General features: G+C 47.7%; 16 protein-coding genes. 3 read left to right on the forward strand and 13 right to left on the reverse strand.

Going from position 1 to position 16,513, the window contains the following annotated elements:
• Positions 1 to 50: 50 nt before the first annotated feature.
• The 8 genes from uvrC to NSQ37_RS19965 all read right to left on the reverse strand — a co-directional run bounded on the left by uvrC (position 51) and on the right by NSQ37_RS19965 (position 9,086).
• Positions 51 to 1,823, reverse strand: coding sequence for an excinuclease ABC subunit UvrC (gene uvrC / locus NSQ37_RS19930; protein WP_007408126.1), 1,773 nt, complete (start codon positions 1,821 to 1,823; stop codon positions 51 to 53).
• 142 nt (positions 1,824 to 1,965) lie between these two features.
• The gene (trxA, locus tag NSQ37_RS19935) at positions 1,966 to 2,280 is read right to left on the reverse strand and encodes a thioredoxin (RefSeq protein WP_003152560.1); all 315 of its coding nucleotides are present in this window, start codon (positions 2,278 to 2,280) and stop codon (positions 1,966 to 1,968) included.
• A gap of 152 nt (positions 2,281 to 2,432) precedes the next feature.
• On the reverse strand, positions 2,433 to 3,923 hold the full coding sequence (locus NSQ37_RS19940) for an alpha-N-arabinofuranosidase (RefSeq protein WP_341124568.1): 1,491 nt from the start codon (positions 3,921 to 3,923) through the stop codon (positions 2,433 to 2,435).
• Positions 3,924 to 4,136: 213 nt separating this feature from the next.
• Positions 4,137 to 5,114, reverse strand: a complete 978-nt coding sequence (locus tag NSQ37_RS19945; RefSeq protein WP_020956166.1) for an electron transfer flavoprotein subunit alpha/FixB family protein — start codon at positions 5,112 to 5,114, stop codon at positions 4,137 to 4,139.
• 31 nt (positions 5,115 to 5,145) lie between these two features.
• Positions 5,146 to 5,919 carry an electron transfer flavoprotein subunit beta/FixA family protein gene (locus NSQ37_RS19950; RefSeq protein ID WP_032866571.1) on the reverse strand — a complete coding sequence of 258 codons (774 nt, stop codon included), beginning with the start codon at positions 5,917 to 5,919 and terminating at the stop codon, positions 5,146 to 5,148.
• 13 nt (positions 5,920 to 5,932) lie between these two features.
• Positions 5,933 to 6,712, reverse strand: coding sequence for an enoyl-CoA hydratase (locus tag NSQ37_RS19955; RefSeq protein ID WP_015417952.1), 780 nt, complete (start codon positions 6,710 to 6,712; stop codon positions 5,933 to 5,935).
• Between the two features lie 13 nt (positions 6,713 to 6,725).
• On the reverse strand, positions 6,726 to 7,310 hold the full coding sequence (locus tag NSQ37_RS19960) for a TetR/AcrR family transcriptional regulator (RefSeq protein WP_007408119.1): 585 nt from the start codon (positions 7,308 to 7,310) through the stop codon (positions 6,726 to 6,728).
• 87 nt (positions 7,311 to 7,397) lie between these two features.
• Positions 7,398 to 9,086: an AMP-binding protein gene (locus tag NSQ37_RS19965; protein ID WP_326365098.1), complete on the reverse strand. Its 1,689-nt coding sequence runs from the start codon at positions 9,084 to 9,086 to the stop codon at positions 7,398 to 7,400.
• 105 nt (positions 9,087 to 9,191) lie between these two features.
• On the opposite strand from NSQ37_RS19965, the gene NSQ37_RS19970 reads away from it, so the two are divergent.
• Entirely contained in the window at positions 9,192 to 9,452 is a 261-nt protein-coding gene (locus NSQ37_RS19970; protein ID WP_341124572.1) for a DUF2711 family protein, read from the forward strand.
• The gene (locus NSQ37_RS19975) at positions 9,449 to 9,868 is read left to right on the forward strand and encodes a DUF2711 family protein (RefSeq protein ID WP_341124574.1); all 420 of its coding nucleotides are present in this window, start codon (positions 9,449 to 9,451) and stop codon (positions 9,866 to 9,868) included. Before NSQ37_RS19970 ends, NSQ37_RS19975 begins: the two co-directional genes overlap by 4 nt.
• Before the next feature lie 138 nt (positions 9,869 to 10,006).
• On the opposite strand, the gene NSQ37_RS19980 is transcribed toward NSQ37_RS19975, so the two are convergent.
• From NSQ37_RS19980 to zapA, 5 genes are all read right to left on the reverse strand, one after another.
• Complete coding sequence (locus NSQ37_RS19980; protein ID WP_003152541.1) at positions 10,007 to 10,411, reverse strand: DUF350 domain-containing protein; 405 nt, start codon at positions 10,409 to 10,411, stop codon at positions 10,007 to 10,009.
• A gap of 16 nt (positions 10,412 to 10,427) precedes the next feature.
• Entirely contained in the window at positions 10,428 to 12,785 is a 2,358-nt protein-coding gene (locus tag NSQ37_RS19985; protein WP_253612814.1) for an endonuclease MutS2, read from the reverse strand.
• A 20-nt stretch (positions 12,786 to 12,805) separates the two neighbouring features.
• Positions 12,806 to 14,518, reverse strand: a complete 1,713-nt coding sequence (gene polX / locus NSQ37_RS19990; protein WP_253612813.1) for a DNA polymerase/3'-5' exonuclease PolX — start codon at positions 14,516 to 14,518, stop codon at positions 12,806 to 12,808.
• Between the two features lie 105 nt (positions 14,519 to 14,623).
• Positions 14,624 to 15,157, reverse strand: coding sequence for a CvpA family protein (locus NSQ37_RS19995; protein ID WP_025285079.1), 534 nt, complete (start codon positions 15,155 to 15,157; stop codon positions 14,624 to 14,626).
• A 7-nt stretch (positions 15,158 to 15,164) separates the two neighbouring features.
• Entirely contained in the window at positions 15,165 to 15,422 is a 258-nt protein-coding gene (gene zapA / locus NSQ37_RS20000) for a cell division protein ZapA (protein WP_007408114.1), read from the reverse strand.
• Positions 15,423 to 15,555: 133 nt separating this feature from the next.
• On the opposite strand from zapA, the gene rnhC reads away from it, so the two are divergent.
• Positions 15,556 to 16,497 (forward strand): ribonuclease HIII, encoded by a 942-nt coding sequence (gene rnhC / locus NSQ37_RS20005; protein WP_052827707.1) that lies wholly within the window; start codon positions 15,556 to 15,558, stop codon positions 16,495 to 16,497.
• Positions 16,498 to 16,513 lie beyond the last annotated feature (16 nt).

Consider the following 16,513-nt stretch of genomic DNA (forward strand, 5'->3'; position numbering starts at 1 on the left):
TCTTATGAAATTAGTTCACATTCTAGCAGATTTTTCAGAAAAGCACAATACTATTTTTTTAATTTTTCAAACAGCAGCTGGGCCGCCGCGGCCGGCACACCCGCTTTTTTGATATCGTCAAGGCTTGCTTCCTTCATCTTTTTGACAGATCCGAAATGTTTTAAGAGCATTTTTTTGCGTTTTTCGCCGATTCCGGGGATATCGTCCAGAACGGATTGAAAGACGCTTTTTCCCCGGATCTGTCTGTGAAAGCTGATCGCAAAACGGTGAACTTCGTCCTGAATGCGCTGAAGCAGGTAAAACTCTTGGCTGTTCCGCTCCAGAAACACCGGTTCAAGCGGGTCGCCGATCAAAAGGTTGGATGTTCGGTGTTTATCATCTTTCGCCAATCCCGCTACCGGGACATCAAGGCCGAGCTCATTCTCAAGCACGTCGCGCGCCGCGTTAATCTGCCCTTTTCCGCCGTCAATGATGATTAAATCCGGCAGCGGAAGATTTTCGCGGAGCACCCTCGTGTACCTTCTTCTGACGACTTCCCTCATTGAGCCGTAATCATCCGGCCCTGTTACGGTTTTAATTTTATATTTGCGGTATTCCTTTTTATTCGGTTTTCCGTCAATAAAGACAATCATGGCCGATACGGGGTTTGTGCCTTGAATATTGGAGTTGTCAAACGCTTCAATCCGATGCGGCGTATAAATATTCAGCGCTTCGCCGAGCCGTTCGGCTGCACCGATTGACCGTTCCTCATCCCGCTCGATTAACGAGAATTTTTCCCGCAGAGCGATTTTCGCATTTTTGTGCGCAAGCAAAAGCAGCTCTTTTTTCGGGCCTTTTTTCGGCTGATGCACGGCGGTTTCCAACAGCTCGGTGATCATGTCCCTGTCAACGCTGTCAGGCACCAGAATTTCCTTAGGCAGAAAGTGATTGTTTTTAGAGTAGAACTGGCCGATGAAGGTCAGAAATTCTTCATCCGCTTCCTGATACATCGGAAACATGCTGACGTCGCGTTCGATCAGTTTTCCTTGGCGTATGAAAAAGACTTGGACGCACATCCAGCCTTTATCGTAGGCATATGCAAACACATCGCGATCCAGAAGGTCATTCATGGTCATTTTTTGCTTCTCCATCGTCGATTCGATGTGAGCAAGCTGATCGCGGAATTCTTTAGCCCGTTCAAATTCAAGCTTTTCCGCCGCTTCTGCCATTTTCGCTTCGAGCTCTTTTTTGATTTCGTTATGCCCTCCCTTTAAAAAACGGGTAATGTCTTCAACAATCTCGCGGTTTGTCTCCTCAGATATATCCTTTACACATGGAGCAAGGCATTGTCCGAGATGATAATAGAGACAGACGCGGTCCGGAAGCTTTGAGCATTTCCTGAGCGGGTAAAGGCGGTCCAGCAGTTTTTTCGTTTCCCGCGCCGCCTGCACATTCGGATACGGGCCGAAATAGCGTCCTTTGTCTTTTTTGACATTCCGGGTGACAATCAGCCGCGGATGGCGTTCATGGGTGATTTTAATAAAGGGATAGGTTTTATCATCTTTCAGCATGACATTGTATTTCGGATCGTATTTTTTAATCAGATTCATTTCCAAAATAAGCGCTTCAAGATTGGAGGAAGTCACGATATATTCAAAGTCCTCAATCTCCGACACAAGCCGTTGGGTTTTTGCGTCGTGAGAACCGGTGAAATAAGATCGCACCCTGTTTTTCAAGACTTTCGCTTTCCCCACGTAGATGACTGTTTTTTGACGGTCTTTCATTAAATAACAGCCCGGCTGATCGGGAAGGAGGGCCAGCTTTTCTTTCAGTTGTTTATTCATACGTTACCCTTCCTTACATTCATTTCTCGTGTCCATTCAGTGTATCACGAACATTTGTTTTTCTCCATTCTCAGCTTTTGGAAGATCAAAAAAGGCGATTCCCTTTCAAAGGAATCGCCCTGCCGTAACGGAAGCTTTCGGCTTACAGATGTTTGTTTACAAGCTCTTCAAGAGCTTCTTTCGGTTTGAAACCGACAGATGTTTCAACGACTTCTCCGTCTTTCAATACGAGAAGTGTCGGGATGCTCATGACGCCGTATTTACCGGCAGTTTCTTGGTTTTCATCCACGTCGATTTTGACGATTTTCAGTTTGTCTCCCATTTCTTGATCAAGCTCTTCAAGAACGGGCGCGATCATTTTACAAGGTCCGCACCAAGGAGCCCAGAAATCAGCCAATACGACACCTTCACTTGTTTCAGCTGAGAACGATTGATCAGTTGCTTTTACGATAGCCATTTGTTATTCCTCCAATTGTCAAATGATGATTTTTAGTATAGCATCTCCCATTCGTTCATGCTAATTTAATGCTTATATTATTTTCTCCCGAACCCGCCGGAAATAATCTTATTTATACAGTGTATTATAACCGGGCGGCAGGCGTTCAAAACTTAAGATGGATCCGCAGGCAGCGTGATTAGTACAACCGCCATCGGAGGAAGCTCCGCCTCAAGTTTTCCGCCCTTTTGAGCAAACCCGGAAAACGGCTTCGGTTTGACGTTTTCCGGACTGCTGAATGTATTGTGGGCATTCATTTTTTCCGCGTGAAGAATCGTTCCCGAAGGCTTCCCTGTCTTTTTCATGCCCCGCAGTTCAATCTTCACATCAGCTTTTTGCAGATGATCGATATTGCAAATGCTGATATGTATGTCTCCGTTTTGCTGTTTGGACGCTGAAATGCTGACTTGCGGGAGCCGGCCGTCATTCCATTCGTACCCGGCTGCTTTTGTTTCTGTCGCCAAAAGAGAAGCGTCCTGATGCACCTTAAACATATCAAACACATGATACGTCGGCGTCAGCAGCATATCTTTCCCTTCTGTCAGGATCATTGCCTGAAGCACGTTGACGGTTTGCGCGATATTGGCCATCTGTACGCGGTCTGCATGCTGATGAAAAATGTGAAAATGCGTCGCGGCCACAAGGGCGTCGCGGATCGTATTCTGCTGATACAGAAAGCCCGGATTCGTGCCTGGCTCAGGATCAAGCCACGTGCCCCATTCATCAATGATCAGCCCGACTCTTTTTTCGGGATCGTACTGATCCATGATGGCGCTGTGCCTTGTGATCAATTCATCCATATGCGCCGCTTTTTTCATCGTGATGAACCATTCATCTTCCGTAAACTCCGTCGCTGATCCTTTCCCCTTCCAGAAGTCGCCCGGTATTGTGTAATAATGCAGGCTCAGCCCGTCCATGAGATCAGCGGCTTTTTTCATTAAAGTTTCAGTCCAGCGGTAATCGTCGACATTCGCGCCTCCGGCAATTTTATAGATTTCATTACCGCTGTAATTGCGGACATAGGTTTGAAAGTTTCTGTAAAGGTCGGCATAATACTCAGGATGCATGTTTCCGCCGCAGCCCCAGTTCTCATTCCCTATTCCGAAATATGTCAGCTTCCACGGTTTTTCCCGCCCGTTTTCTTTTCTCCAGTCGGACATCGGCGTGCCCGCTTCAAACGTCATGTATTCAATCCAATCAGCCATTTCTTTAACCGTTCCGCTGCCGACGTTTCCGGCGATGTACGGTTCGCAGCCGAGCAGTTCACAAAGCATCATAAACTCGTGCGTGCCGAATTCATTGGAATCAATCGTCCCGCCCCAATGGGTATTCAGCATGGTTTTGCGTTTCCCTACGCCGTTTGCCCAATGGTATTCATCTGCAAAGCAGCCGCCCGGCCATCTGAGGACGGGAATCTGAAGCTGTTTGAGGGCGGCGGCGACATCCGTCCTGACCCCGCCGGTATTCGGAATATCGGAATCTTTTCCGACCCAGATGCCCTCATATATGCCTCTTCCCAGGTGTTCCGCGAAATGTCCGTATATGTTTTTATTAATGGTTCCCCGTGTGATATCAGTTTGAATGACTGCCGTATTGTGAGACAAACTTGATCATTCCTTTCCCTTAATAAGAATGAAAGCACTACAGCCGATCTATGTATCTGGGATGTATGCTGAATGGATAAGTTTGTAAGCGCTTTACAAAAGCTTATTATATTGGTTCGTACATGTCAATCTCTTATTTTATCAACCTTTAATTTGTACGAACCAATTAACACAAATTAAAACCCTCTGACAAATAAGCCAGAGGGTTTATGATTATGAATGAATATTGGCATTTTTAAATTCCTGCGTCAGAAGCGGAACCACTTCGAACAAATCGCCGACAATTCCGTAGTCCGCTATTTTAAATATTTCCGCTTCCGGGTCTTTGTTAATGGCAACAATGACCTTACTGTTTGACATGCCCGCCAAGTGCTGAATCGCTCCGGAAATGCCGCAGGCGATATACAAATCCGGCGTGACGACTTTTCCCGTCTGGCCGATTTGAAGAGAATAATCGCAATAGTCCGCGTCACACGCGCCGCGTGAAGCGCCCACCGCTGCTCCGAGCACCTCGGCAAGTTCTTTTAACGGTTCAAATCCATCTTTGCTTTTTACACCGCGGCCGCCTGCTACGATAATTTTCGCTTCTGATAAATCCACGCCGTCCGCCGTTTTTTTGACTACTTCTTCAATGACCGTCCGCAAATCTGCCGGCGGCGGCGCAAGCTCTTCAATATCACCCGTCCGGTTCGCGTCTTTTTCTAATGCCTGAATATTATTCGGACGAATTGTCGCCATAATGAACGGATCGGTTGAAATTACCTGTTCAAAGGCTTTGCCGGAATAGATCGGTCTTGTAAAAACGATGTTGTCTCCGGTAACGCTTACATCCGTGCTGTCTGAAATCAGCCCCGTTTCAAACCGGGCCGCAAGCTTAGGTGACAAATCTTTTCCCATAGAAGTGTGGCCGAAAATGACCGCATCAGGCTTTTCATTTTCGATCAAATCCCCGAGAACCGCGGCATATCCGTCCGCCGTATACTGAGAAAGCCCCGGCGAATCGGCCGTAAATACTTTGTCGGCGCCGTACTGAATGAGTTCTGGTGCTGCATCAGCTGCGCCTTTTCCCATCAGCACGCCGATGACATTTCCTCCGCCGGAAATGGTTTTGCCTGCGGCTATGGCTTCAAAGGTGACGTTCCGTAAGGCGCCGTCACGAATTTCTCCGAGTACGATCACTTTTTTTCCCATTCTGACATCCCCCAGTTTCTTTAATATCGGTTTATACGACTTTGGCTTCTTTTCTCAGCAGTGACACAAGCTCTTTCGCCTGCTCAGCGGCTTCTCCTTCGATCAGTCTGCCCGCTTCTTTTTGCGGCGGCAGAAAACGTTCGATCGTTTTGAGCTTCGGTGCGGCATCATCTTCATCAATGTCGAGGTCATCGAGTTCAAGTTCTTCCAGCGGTTTTTTCTTCGCCTTCATAATGCCCGGAAGCGACGGATAGCGCGGCTCGTTTAAGCCTTGCTGTGCCGTGATGACTAAAGGAAGTGAGGTTTTAATGATTTCGGTATCCCCTTCATTGTCTTTCTCTGCCACAGCTTCATCGCCGCTGATTGTCAGTTTTGTGATCGTTGTGACGCAAGGAATGTTCAGCAGTTCGGCAAGCCTTGGAGCCACTTGGCCTGAACCGCCGTCAATCGCGACATTTCCGCCGAGAATCAGATCATATTCCCGGTCCTTGAAATAATGATATAAGATAGTTGAAATGGAGTATTGGTCAGGATCGCTCAGATCATCTTCAATATTGATTAACACCGCCTGGTCACAGCCCATCGCAAGGGCGGTTCTCAGTTCTTTCTCCGCATCTTCTCCGCCGACGGTTACGGCGGTAACGCTTCCGCCGTGCTCTTCCTTCAGCTGAATGGCTTCTTCAATGGCGTATTCATCATACGGATTAATGATAAATTCGGCCCCGTCCTCCTGAATCTTTCCTGCTTCAATGACGATTTTCTCTTCTGTGTCAAACGTCCGTTTCATCAGTACAAATAGATTCATATTTTTATCCCCTTTATCTTCGCCCACCGAATTGAGGCTTTCTTTTTTCGAGAAATGCCTGAATGCCTTCTTTTGCGTCATCTGATGCAAATGCTTCCCCAAAGCGCTTTGCTTCAAGCTTTAAGCCGCCGTCATAAGAATAGATCTTGTTTGAATAAAGGAGCTCAAGCAAATAAGCCATCGACTGCGGGCTTTTTTCCGCAAACTTGCCCGCGAGCGTTTTCGCCTTTTTCAGCAGCTCTTCCTCATGTTCGGCGCCTATCGTGACAAGGCCGAGGCTGAGCGCTTCTTCTCCGGTCACAGGTTCTGAAGTGCCGATCATTTCAAGCGCTTTCGCCGTACCGACGTACCGGGGAAGCCGCTGCGTCCCGGCAAAGCCCGGAATAATGCCGAGATTCAGCTCGGGCAGGCCTAGCTTTGCATCCAATGTAGCGATTCTGATATGGCAGGCCATGGCTAGCTCAAGACCGCCGCCGAGCGCAGCGCCGTGAATCGCTGCGATAACGGGCTTCGGAAACCCTTCAATTCTTTCCATCAGCTGCTGGCCTTTATCCGCCATGGCAGAAGATTGCTCAAGATTTTCAAGCGACGTAAATTCCTTTATATCGGCGCCCGCCGAGAAAAATTTCCCCTCACCGCGAATGATGATGCTTCTGACGCTGTCATCTGTTTCACACCTGTCGAACAGACCGGACAACTCATCTAAAACCGCACCGGACAGCGCGTTGGCCGGCTGATGATTAATGGTGATCACCGCAACAGATTGTTCTACCGCCATCGAAAGGCTGTTCATCCGTCAACCCCCTTTAGTTTTGATGAATTCCTGACACCAACAGCTCCAATACCTTGTCTGACAAATCCGGAAGATCATATTTCTGATCGTTCATCACCCATGTTGTCACTGTTTCATCTATCGTCCCGAATATCATCTGCCGGGCGAGGCGGACGTCGAGATTGTCTTTCCATTCCCCCGACTTGATTCCTTCGGTCAAAATGGTGTCCAGCATGTTTAAATAACCTTTTAAAATATCATTGATTTTCAGGCGCAGCTTGATATTTGACTGTCTGAGCTCAAGCTGGGTCACAATCGCGAGGTGGCGGTCGTTGCCGAGCAGTGTGAAATGCTGCTTAATAACGAGGGCGAGTTTTTCTTTTGCCGTCGTTTTTTCTTTCACTTCTTCTTCCATGCGTTCAATGAACTGGCCCATCTTTTCTTTAAAAAGAGAAATGAGTATATCCTCTTTGTTTTTGAAATATAAATAGATGGTGCCGTCCGCAACGCCGGCCTGCTTGGCGATTTTGGACACCTGTGATTGGTGATAGCCGTTTTCCGCTATGACTTCTACTGCTGCATCAATAATCTGCATATACTTTGGCCGTTTTTGGTTCAATGTCATCGTTCCTTCCTTCGATAATGAATGACTATTCATTCATAACTTCATGATAAAAAGGAATCCGGATTTTGTCAAGTTTTTCTTTTAAGGCACCTTGTTTTCACAGGAAGCATCTTCCTCTTCGACTAAACGCCTTCTTAATATTTTTCCGACGGCCGTTTTCGGAAGCTCTTTTCTGAATTCGTAAAGCTTCGGGACTTTGTACGGCGCAAGCCGCTCTCTTGCAAACGCATCAAGCTCATCGGCATCTGCCTCGGCGCCTTTTTTCAAAACGATAAATGCTTTCACCGTTTCCCCTCTGTAGGAATCAGGGACGCCCGCTACGACGATTTCCTGAACGGCTTCATGCTCATAAAGCGCCTCCTCCACCTCCCGGGGGTAAATGTTGTATCCGCCGGCAATGATGATGTCTTTTTTCCTGTCGGCGATGTAGAAAAATCCTTCCTCATCCATATATCCCATATCTCCGGTAAACAGCCAGCCGTCTCTGATGACACGCGCCGTCTCCTCCTGCTTATTCCAGTATCCTTTCATGACTTGAGGGCCTTTTACGATCAGCTCGCCGTGTTCATACGGCTTCGCAAGCCCGCCTTTTTCTTCTGAATAGATTCCGGCGTCGGTATTGGGCCAGGGACAGCCGATGCTGCCTGGTTTATTTTTTCCCCAAATGAAGTTTGAATGGGTAACCGGTGATGCTTCGGATAATCCGTAGCCTTCCACAAGCTTTCCTCCGGTCACTTTTTCAAATTTCTGTTTGACCTCAACCGGCAGCGCCGCTGAACCGCTCGGACAGCTTTCAATGGAGGACAAATCATACTTATTCAGCTCCGGGTGATGCAACAGCCCGATGTAAATCGTCGGTGCCCCGGGAAAAACCGTCGGCTTCAGCCTGTCGATTGTTTTCAGGGTATCCAAAGGATTAAATTTAGGAAGAAGGATCATTTCACATCCCTGCATAATGGAAAAATTGAGCACGGCGGTCAATCCGTACACATGAAAAAAAGGCACGATGCCGAGCACCTTTTCGGCTCCCTTTTTCATTTTGTACATCCAGGCGGCGCACATTTCTGTATTGGCCTGAATGTTCCGGTGTGTGAGCATGACGCCTTTCGGATAGCCGGTTGTTCCGCCCGTGTATTGAAGCACGGCGATGTCATGCGCAGGGTCAATATCAAATGGCTCTGCCTCCTCCGCTCTTTCGTTTTTTAAAATATCCGCTAATTTGTGAATTTGTTCGCATCCGTCATAATCAATATGAACCTGCTGTTTTTGCGTGAGTGTATACAGCATATTTTTCGGAAACGGCAAAAAGTCTTTTATACTCGTTGTAATAATGCGTTCGACGAGTGATAACGTTTTCATTTTTATCACCTTCGGAAACAGCATATCAAGGGTGATGATCACGCGCGGCGCACTGTCTTTCAGCTGATACTCAAGCTCGTGTTCCGTGTAGAGAGGATTGGTCTGAACGACAATGCCGCCGGCAAACAATACACCGTAAAAAGCGATGACCGACTGCGGACAATTGGGCAGCATAATGGCGGCTCTGTCACCTTTTTTCAGGCCTGTTTTGCGTAAAAAAGCGGCTAGCTTTAACGAATCTGTGAGAACGTCCTGGAATGTGAGTTTTTTTCCGAGAAAATAAATGGCGGTATGGTTCGGGAATTGAGCTGCGGAGTTTGTCAGATTGGATGGCAGGGTTTGATCAGTAAATTCAAGCTCATGCGGAATCTCTTCGGGATATTGAGAAAGCCATGGCTTTTCAGACTGCATAATACCTCTCCCTTCTGTTTTCCTATACGCTATTATTATAGCAGAAGGGTGATTGGAATTGGAAAGCGTTTCATGTGAAATTTCGAGTTTCAGGAGGTGTTGAGTTTGCTGGAAACGCTGCATTTTGAAGAGGGAGTTCCTATCCTGCGCCAGCTGCCGAAGCCGTTTACGTCGGCCGCCTTTTTGCTCCATCCCTTTGTCCGGATGCCGGATGGGTGGGAAGAGCAAAAGCGCAAACGGCCTTATGAACATATGTATCCGAGTGATGAGGAGATCATCGCGATGGGCAGACCCGTTTCCTGGCAATCCGTCATGACCGTTTGCGGATTGCGCTCTGAAAAAGAGACGGCGCGCTTGCGCTTATGACTGCTGCCACGGCACTTCGGGATGAATATGCACATCCTGAATCCGCCAGGCTGTTTAATCGGCTTCATCCCGATCTGTACTTGCCGAGCGATGATGTCACTTCACCATTTTTAATTCCGGGACTTTTGGATGTGTTCCGTTCAAAAGGCATAAAGCGCTGCACTTATTATGAGCCGGTCGAAGAGAAAGGCATATTTTCACTCAATCAAACGGCGGCTTCGGATGTATGCGGACTGCTGCGGGCTGACATGATCATTGCCGACGAAAAACGGCGCGCCGCTTTTATGAGCCTATATGATTCTTTTACGACACTTTTTCTTATGGAAGATCAAGACATGCCGTCTGTCATCCGCGCCATGAGTTGGGAAGCCGTCATTTGCTCTGATACGGCCTGCATAAACTGGTATTCTCAATAAAAAAGGCCGCCGATTTTAGTTCGGCAGCCTTTTTTCAGTATTAAGATGTCATGACCAGATAAATAAGTCCGATGAACAGAAAAATTCCCGCTGCCGACAGCAGCACTTTCGCAAGCTTCTCCATTTTTCCCCGTCCCCTTAAATCCCGGCGGCCACCACGAATGACAGGCCGACTGAGATGACAAATGAAATAAAGCCGACAGCTCTGTTATCTTTTTCAATTTCTTTATCAATTTTAAACCGGGGCGTCAGAAATTCAAAGATAAAATAGCTGATTAAAAGCATAATAAATCCGTATACGCCCCAGCCGATCATTTGCAAAAGCGAATTATGCTGGGCGATGCTGTGCTGAAAGACATTCGCGATACCGAGAATTTTCCCTCCGGTCGCCATTGCCACCGCAAGATTGCCTTTTTGGATTTCCACCCAGTTTTTATAGGATGTCACCAATTCAAACACGGTCAGAAAAATGACGAGACACAAGACGGCTACACTGTAATAAGCCGCGATTTCAACAAGCTCATTTTCCCAAAAAGCATTCATGACGTTTACTCCCTTTTTATTTTAGTTCGACAATCGTTACGCCTGATCCTCCTTCTCCCGCTTCCCCGAACCGCGAGCTTTTCACGCTGCGGTGGTTTTTCAGAAGATCCTGCACCCCTTTTCGGAGGGCGCCCGTGCCTTTTCCGTGAATGATGGACACTCTCGGATGGCCGGCAAGCACCGCGTCATCTAAATATTTTTCGACGCGGCTGAGGGCGTTTTCGTAACGCTCTCCCCTGAGGTCAAGTTCAAGGGATACGTGATAATCCTTCCCTTTTACGGCGGTGATTGCTTTTTCTTTTTTCGGTTCAGGAGCCGATTTGAGAAACTCAAGATCTTTTTCCTTCACCTTCATTTTGAGGATGCCGATTTGGACGTTCCATTCTTTCTCGCCGGTTTTTTCAAGCAGCGCCCCTTTTTGTCCGAATGTGAGCACCTTTACTTCGTCGCCCGGCTTCAGCTCGCGTTTTTTCTCTGTCTTTCTTTCCGGCTGCTTTGATTTTTCAAAAGCCGGCATCGCGTCTCCGAGACGTTTTTTGGCGTCAATCAGCTCGTGTTCCTTAAAGGATCTGTGTTCTTGCTTGATAGACCTGAGCTCGCGGATGATCTGTTCGGCTTCATTTGCGGCGGCTTCCAGTTTTTCCGCAGCTTTCTGCTCGGCTTCTTCCATCATTTTATCTTTTTGGGCGTTTAGCTCAATGATTTGCTGCTGAAGTTCTTTGTGCAGTTTTTCTGCTTCTTTTCTGATTGATTCGGTTTCAGAAAGCTCTTCATCCGCTCTTTTTTTGCTTTTTTCAAGCGATGCGATCATCAGATCGACTTCGTTATGTTCGGCGGTCATTTCTGACTTCGCCTGGCCGATGATATGCTCCGGAAGCCCAAGGCGTCTTGAGATTTCAAATGCGTTGCTTCGGCCCGGCACTCCGATCAGAAGCTTATAGGTAGGCGAAAGCGTTTCAATGTCAAATTCAACGCTGGCATTCATGACGCCTTGTCTGTTATATCCGTATGCTTTCAGTTCCGGATAATGGGTTGTCGCAAGCACTCTGGCGTTTGTCCGGTGAACTTCGTCAAGGATGCTCATGGCAAGCGCCGCTCCTTCCTGCGGATCTGTTCCGGCACCGAGTTCATCAAACAGCACAAGACTGTTTTCAGACACGTCTTTTAAAATATTGACGATATTGACCATGTGGGATGAGAACGTACTCAGACTTTGTTCGATCGACTGTTCATCGCCGATATCGGCAAACACATTGTCAAATACTGCTGCTTCCGATCCCTCATCAGCCGGTATGTGCAATCCTGCCTGCGCCATTATCGTCAGCAGCCCGAGTGTTTTTAACGTAACGGTTTTACCGCCCGTATTCGGTCCCGTGATAACGATCGTTGAATAATCTCCGCCCAGTTCAATATCGTTGGCCACGACTTGATCTTGGGGCAGCAGCGGATGGCGCGCTTTTTTCAGCCGGATAAAGCCGTCTCCGTTCATGAGTGGTTTTGTCGCCTTCATTGCTTTTGCGTATCGCGCTTTGGCGAAAATGAAATCCAGTGTCTGCAGCACTTCCACATTTTGAGCGATTTCTTGTGTGTGTTCAGCCGTATGCTCCGTCAGCATCCGGAGAATCCGTTCGATTTCCTGTTTTTCTTTTACTTTCGCCTGCTGAAGCGAGTTGTTCATATCTACGATCGCCTGCGGTTCAATAAACAGTGTCGCACCGGATGAAGATGTATCGTGGACAATTCCGCCGTAGCTTGATCTGTATTCCTGTTTGACCGGGATGACAAAGCGGTCATTCCGAATCGTAACGATGGTGTCAGACAGCATTTTAGAGGCGGAAGATGAACGCAGCATCGATTCAAGCCGGTCTCTGACTCTTGATTCAAGTGTCCTGAGCTGCGTGCGGATTCCCCTTAAAGCGGGGGATGCATGATCAAGCACTTCGCCGTGATCATCAATGCAGGAGTTAATCTCCCTTTCCAAATCGCCTAATGTAATCAGCTCTTCTGCATGGGCCTGTATCAGCGGAATGTCGACGCCATCTTCTGTCATTTGGCTGATAAAGTGCTTCATTTGTTTAACGGCATACAGCAGCCCGGACAATTCGGTAAATTCCGCCGGCGTCAGCACACTGCCGATTTCCGCCCGCCGTAAAGCGGATCTTATGTCGGTCAGGCCGCCGAACGGAGCATGGCCTCTCAAGCGCATGACCGCGGATGCTTCTTCGACTTCATCCAGCTGTTTTTGGATGTCTGAGAGATCCGTCAAAGGTTTCATCTGCAGAAGCTTCTCCCGGCCGAGCGATGAGGCGGCATGTGCGGTAATCTGTTCTTTTACTTTATGAAATTCAAGTGATGATAACACTTTTTGCTGCACGGTTTTGTGATCCTCCTTACTTAATCATTGCGCGTCAGAAATGCTTTGACCTCGTGTAGCGGCCGGGCGTTTAACACATGTTTTGTTTCCGTCCAGCCTTTGCGCGCAGCGGTCACGCCCGTTTTCATATCATCGAGCATCTCGATATTATGGGCATCTGTATTAATGACCAAAGTCACGCCTTTTTCATTTGCTTTGATCAGGTGCTCAGTCCGTAAATCGAGGCGCGCGGGGTTTGCATTCAGTTCAAGCGCCGTATTTGTTTTGGCGGCGAGTTCAATCAGCATGTCGATGTCGACTTCATAGCCGGCCCGTCTGCCGATCAGGCGTCCCGTTGGGTGGGCGATAATGTCCACGTGCTTATTCGTCAGCGCCTGTTCAAGCCGTTTCATAATGACATGCTCCGGCTGGCTGAAGCTTGAATGAATAGATGCGATGACAAGATCCATTTCCGACAGAACACTGTCATCATAATCAAGCGAACCGTCGGGGAGAATGTCCATTTCTACGCCTTTAAAAATATGAAAATTTTCAAATTCAGCATTTAACGCGTCAATTTCTTCCGCCTGTTTTTTGAGCCGTTCGGCCGTTAACCCGTTGGCTACCTTTAAATACTGGGAATGGTCGGTGATCGCCATGTACTGATAGCCTTTTGCCATACACGCTTCTGCCATTTCTCTGATGGAAAAAGCGCCGTCACTCCAGGCTGAGTGCATGTGGAGATCGCCTTTTATCGCTTTATGCTCCACAAGATCCGTTTCTTCCCGGTACGTGTCGACCTCCTGCCCGGTTTCTCTGAGCTCAGGAGGAATAAACGGCAGACCGAAGTGGGCGTAAAACGCTTCTTCGCTCGGGAATGTTTTGACGTCTCCTGTTTCTATGGTTTCTACTCCGTATTCACTGATCCGTTCACCGCGCTCTTTCGCCAGCTGGCGCATTTTAATGTTGTGATCTTTAGAACCGGTAAAATGATGCAGTGTGGTGGCAAACTGTTCCTCTGTCACAAGCCGGAAATCCACACTCGTCTCATATTCAAAGGTCAGGATGACTGATACTTTTGTATCCCCGCTCGCTATCACGTCTTTTACGTTCGGGAGGGAAAGAAGCTGTTCTCTGACAGCCTCCGGATGATCTGTAGCGATAATGTAATCCAGATCTTTTACGGTTTCCCGCGCTCTTCTGAGACTGCCGGCCCGGGAATATTTCTGAATATCCGTCAGCCGGGCCAAATGTTCTTCAATTACTGAAGCAATGCCGAGCGCATAGCCGATCGGAAACCGTTCCGGCTGTTTTCCGGCTTCTTCGAGAGCCTGAAGGATTTTCTCCTCCGTTTTTTTGCCGAAACCGGCGAGCCCCTGTACTTTTTGCTGCTCGCACGCTTCTTTCAGCGATTCCGCGTCATGAACGCCCAGTTCCTGATACAGCTTGGCGATTTTTTTGCCGCCGAGGCCCGGAAGCTTCAAAAGAGGAACCAAGCCTTCCGGAACTTCTTTCTGCAATTGGAGAAGCGTGCCGGACACACCTTCCTGCATATATTCACGAATGACGCCGTAGGTGCCTTTTCCGATTCCGGATAAAGACATCATGTCGTCGATTTCCGACAGGCTGCGGTCATCCTGCTCAAGCGCCGCTGCCGCTTTTCGGAAGGCTGATATTTTAAACGGGTTGTCCCCTTTCAGTTCCATATAGACCGCAATCGTTTCAAGCAGCCTGATGATATCTTTTTTATGCATACTGTTAACCCCCAGTCGTTTCCTGCTTTTCATCATACAAATTTTTCTCCTCCGGCACAACTGACGCAGAGCTTGAAAAAAACTTCTCCGGTCAAGAGAAGTTTTTTATGCCCCGTACTGGGCCCACAGTTCTTGCAGGAGCCCTGACAGATACGGCGTATGATGTGTGATGATATTTGCAAGCGTCGATTGTGCGAGCATACCCTGAAGCGCGCTTACCGGCAGTACGGATGCGACGTATAACAGGATAAACGCAAATAAATAGACTTCCAGAAACCCAAGCACCCCGCCCAGCAGTTTGTTGATCTGTTTAATAACCGGAATGCTGGCGATGATATTAAGCGCCGCTCCGATAATCCGGAGCAGAATCTTTGCGATGATAAACAAAATGACAAACGCGATCGCGTTGTAATAAGCCGTCTCTACGTTTCCTTTAATAAAAGACAGAGCCGCCTGCCCGCCGGAAAAATCAGGCGCGGGTATAAAGCTCAGATGCGGGGCCAGATTTTTGTAAAAAAGCGCCGCAAACGCAATCGAGAGGATGAAACTCGTTAAATATATAAATTGGAGGATAAATCCTCTTTTTAATCCAAGCAATGTGCCCATTAAGAGCAAAACTAAGATGATGATATCTATCATATGGTGTTCATTCCTTTTCTTTAAGCTGCCGCTCCAGTATTTCATATTTTTCTTGCAGTTTCATATAATCATGCACGACATTGACCGCAGTCAATACAGCGAGCTTATTTATATCAAGATATGGATTTTTCTCGTTGATTTCTCTCATTTTATCATCAACCACTCCGGCCACATGGCGCATGTGCGCTTTGCTTTCTTCCCCGATAATGGTGAAGTGCTGGCCGTAAATGTTTACTGTCGTTTTGGTTTTTTTGCCGTCAGACAACGTTTCTCCTCCATTCCGCGAGAATCCTAGTTCCTATCATACCACGATTATCGTTTGAATGGAAAGACGAGCCTCGGGCTGTTATGATACACTGGTATATACAGTGAAAAGTGCCAAAAAAGGAGATTATATCGTGTCCCATTCTGTTATAAAAGTATCCGCTTCCGCTATGGAACAAATGAAACAATCCTATGCCGGCTCCCTTACTCCCGCCGTTCCGCAGGGCGCCGTCTTCCAGGCCAAGCCTCCGGGCTGTACCATTACAGCCTACCGCTCGGGCAAGGTTCTCTTTCAAGGAAAAAACGCCGGCACAGAAGCGGCCCGCTGGGGAACGGCTGAGGCGCCGAAAGCAAAGAAAACCGTCAAAAAAGCGGCCGACCCGCTCTACGCTCCCCCGGCGGGCATTGCCTCCATGTCAGTAATCGGCTCTGATGAAGTCGGAACAGGCGATTACTTCGGGCCGATAACGGTTGCCTGCGCCTACGCCGACAAAACAAAGCTTTCTTTAATGAAAGAACTCGGTGTGAAGGATTCGAAGGATTTAAAAGATCCGCAGATTATTGAAATCGCCAAACTGTTAATTAAAACCATTCCTTACAGCCTGCTTGTGTTAAAAAACGAAAAATACAATCAGATGCAGGAAAAAGGCATGAGCCAAGGAAAAATGAAGGCGCTCCTTCATAATCAGGCGATTTCCAATCTGCTGAGAAAAATGAACGGCGTTAAACCGGAAGCGGTTCTGATTGACCAATTCGCAGAGCCCGGCATTTATTTTAAGCATCTTTCCGGACGGGATATCGTAAAAGAAAAAACGTTTTTCAGCACGAAAGCGGAAAGCATACATCTTTCCGTCGCCGCAGCCTCTATCATTGCGCGATATTCTTTCTTAATTGAAATGGATAAGCTTTCCCGAGAGGCTGGGATGACGATTCCGAAAGGCGCGGGGCCGCATGTCGATGAAGCTGCCGCCAAGCTGATCATCAATAAGGGAGAAGGTGCGCTCAGAACGTTCACCAAACTTCATTTTGCCAATACGCAAAAAGCGAAACGCCTTGTTGAACGGAAGCGGTCATAATAAAAAAGCTTGCAGA

The sequence above is a fragment of the Bacillus sp. FSL P4-0334 genome (genome assembly GCF_038004825.1).
GTDB classification, from domain to species: domain Bacteria; phylum Bacillota; class Bacilli; order Bacillales; family Bacillaceae; genus Bacillus; species Bacillus velezensis.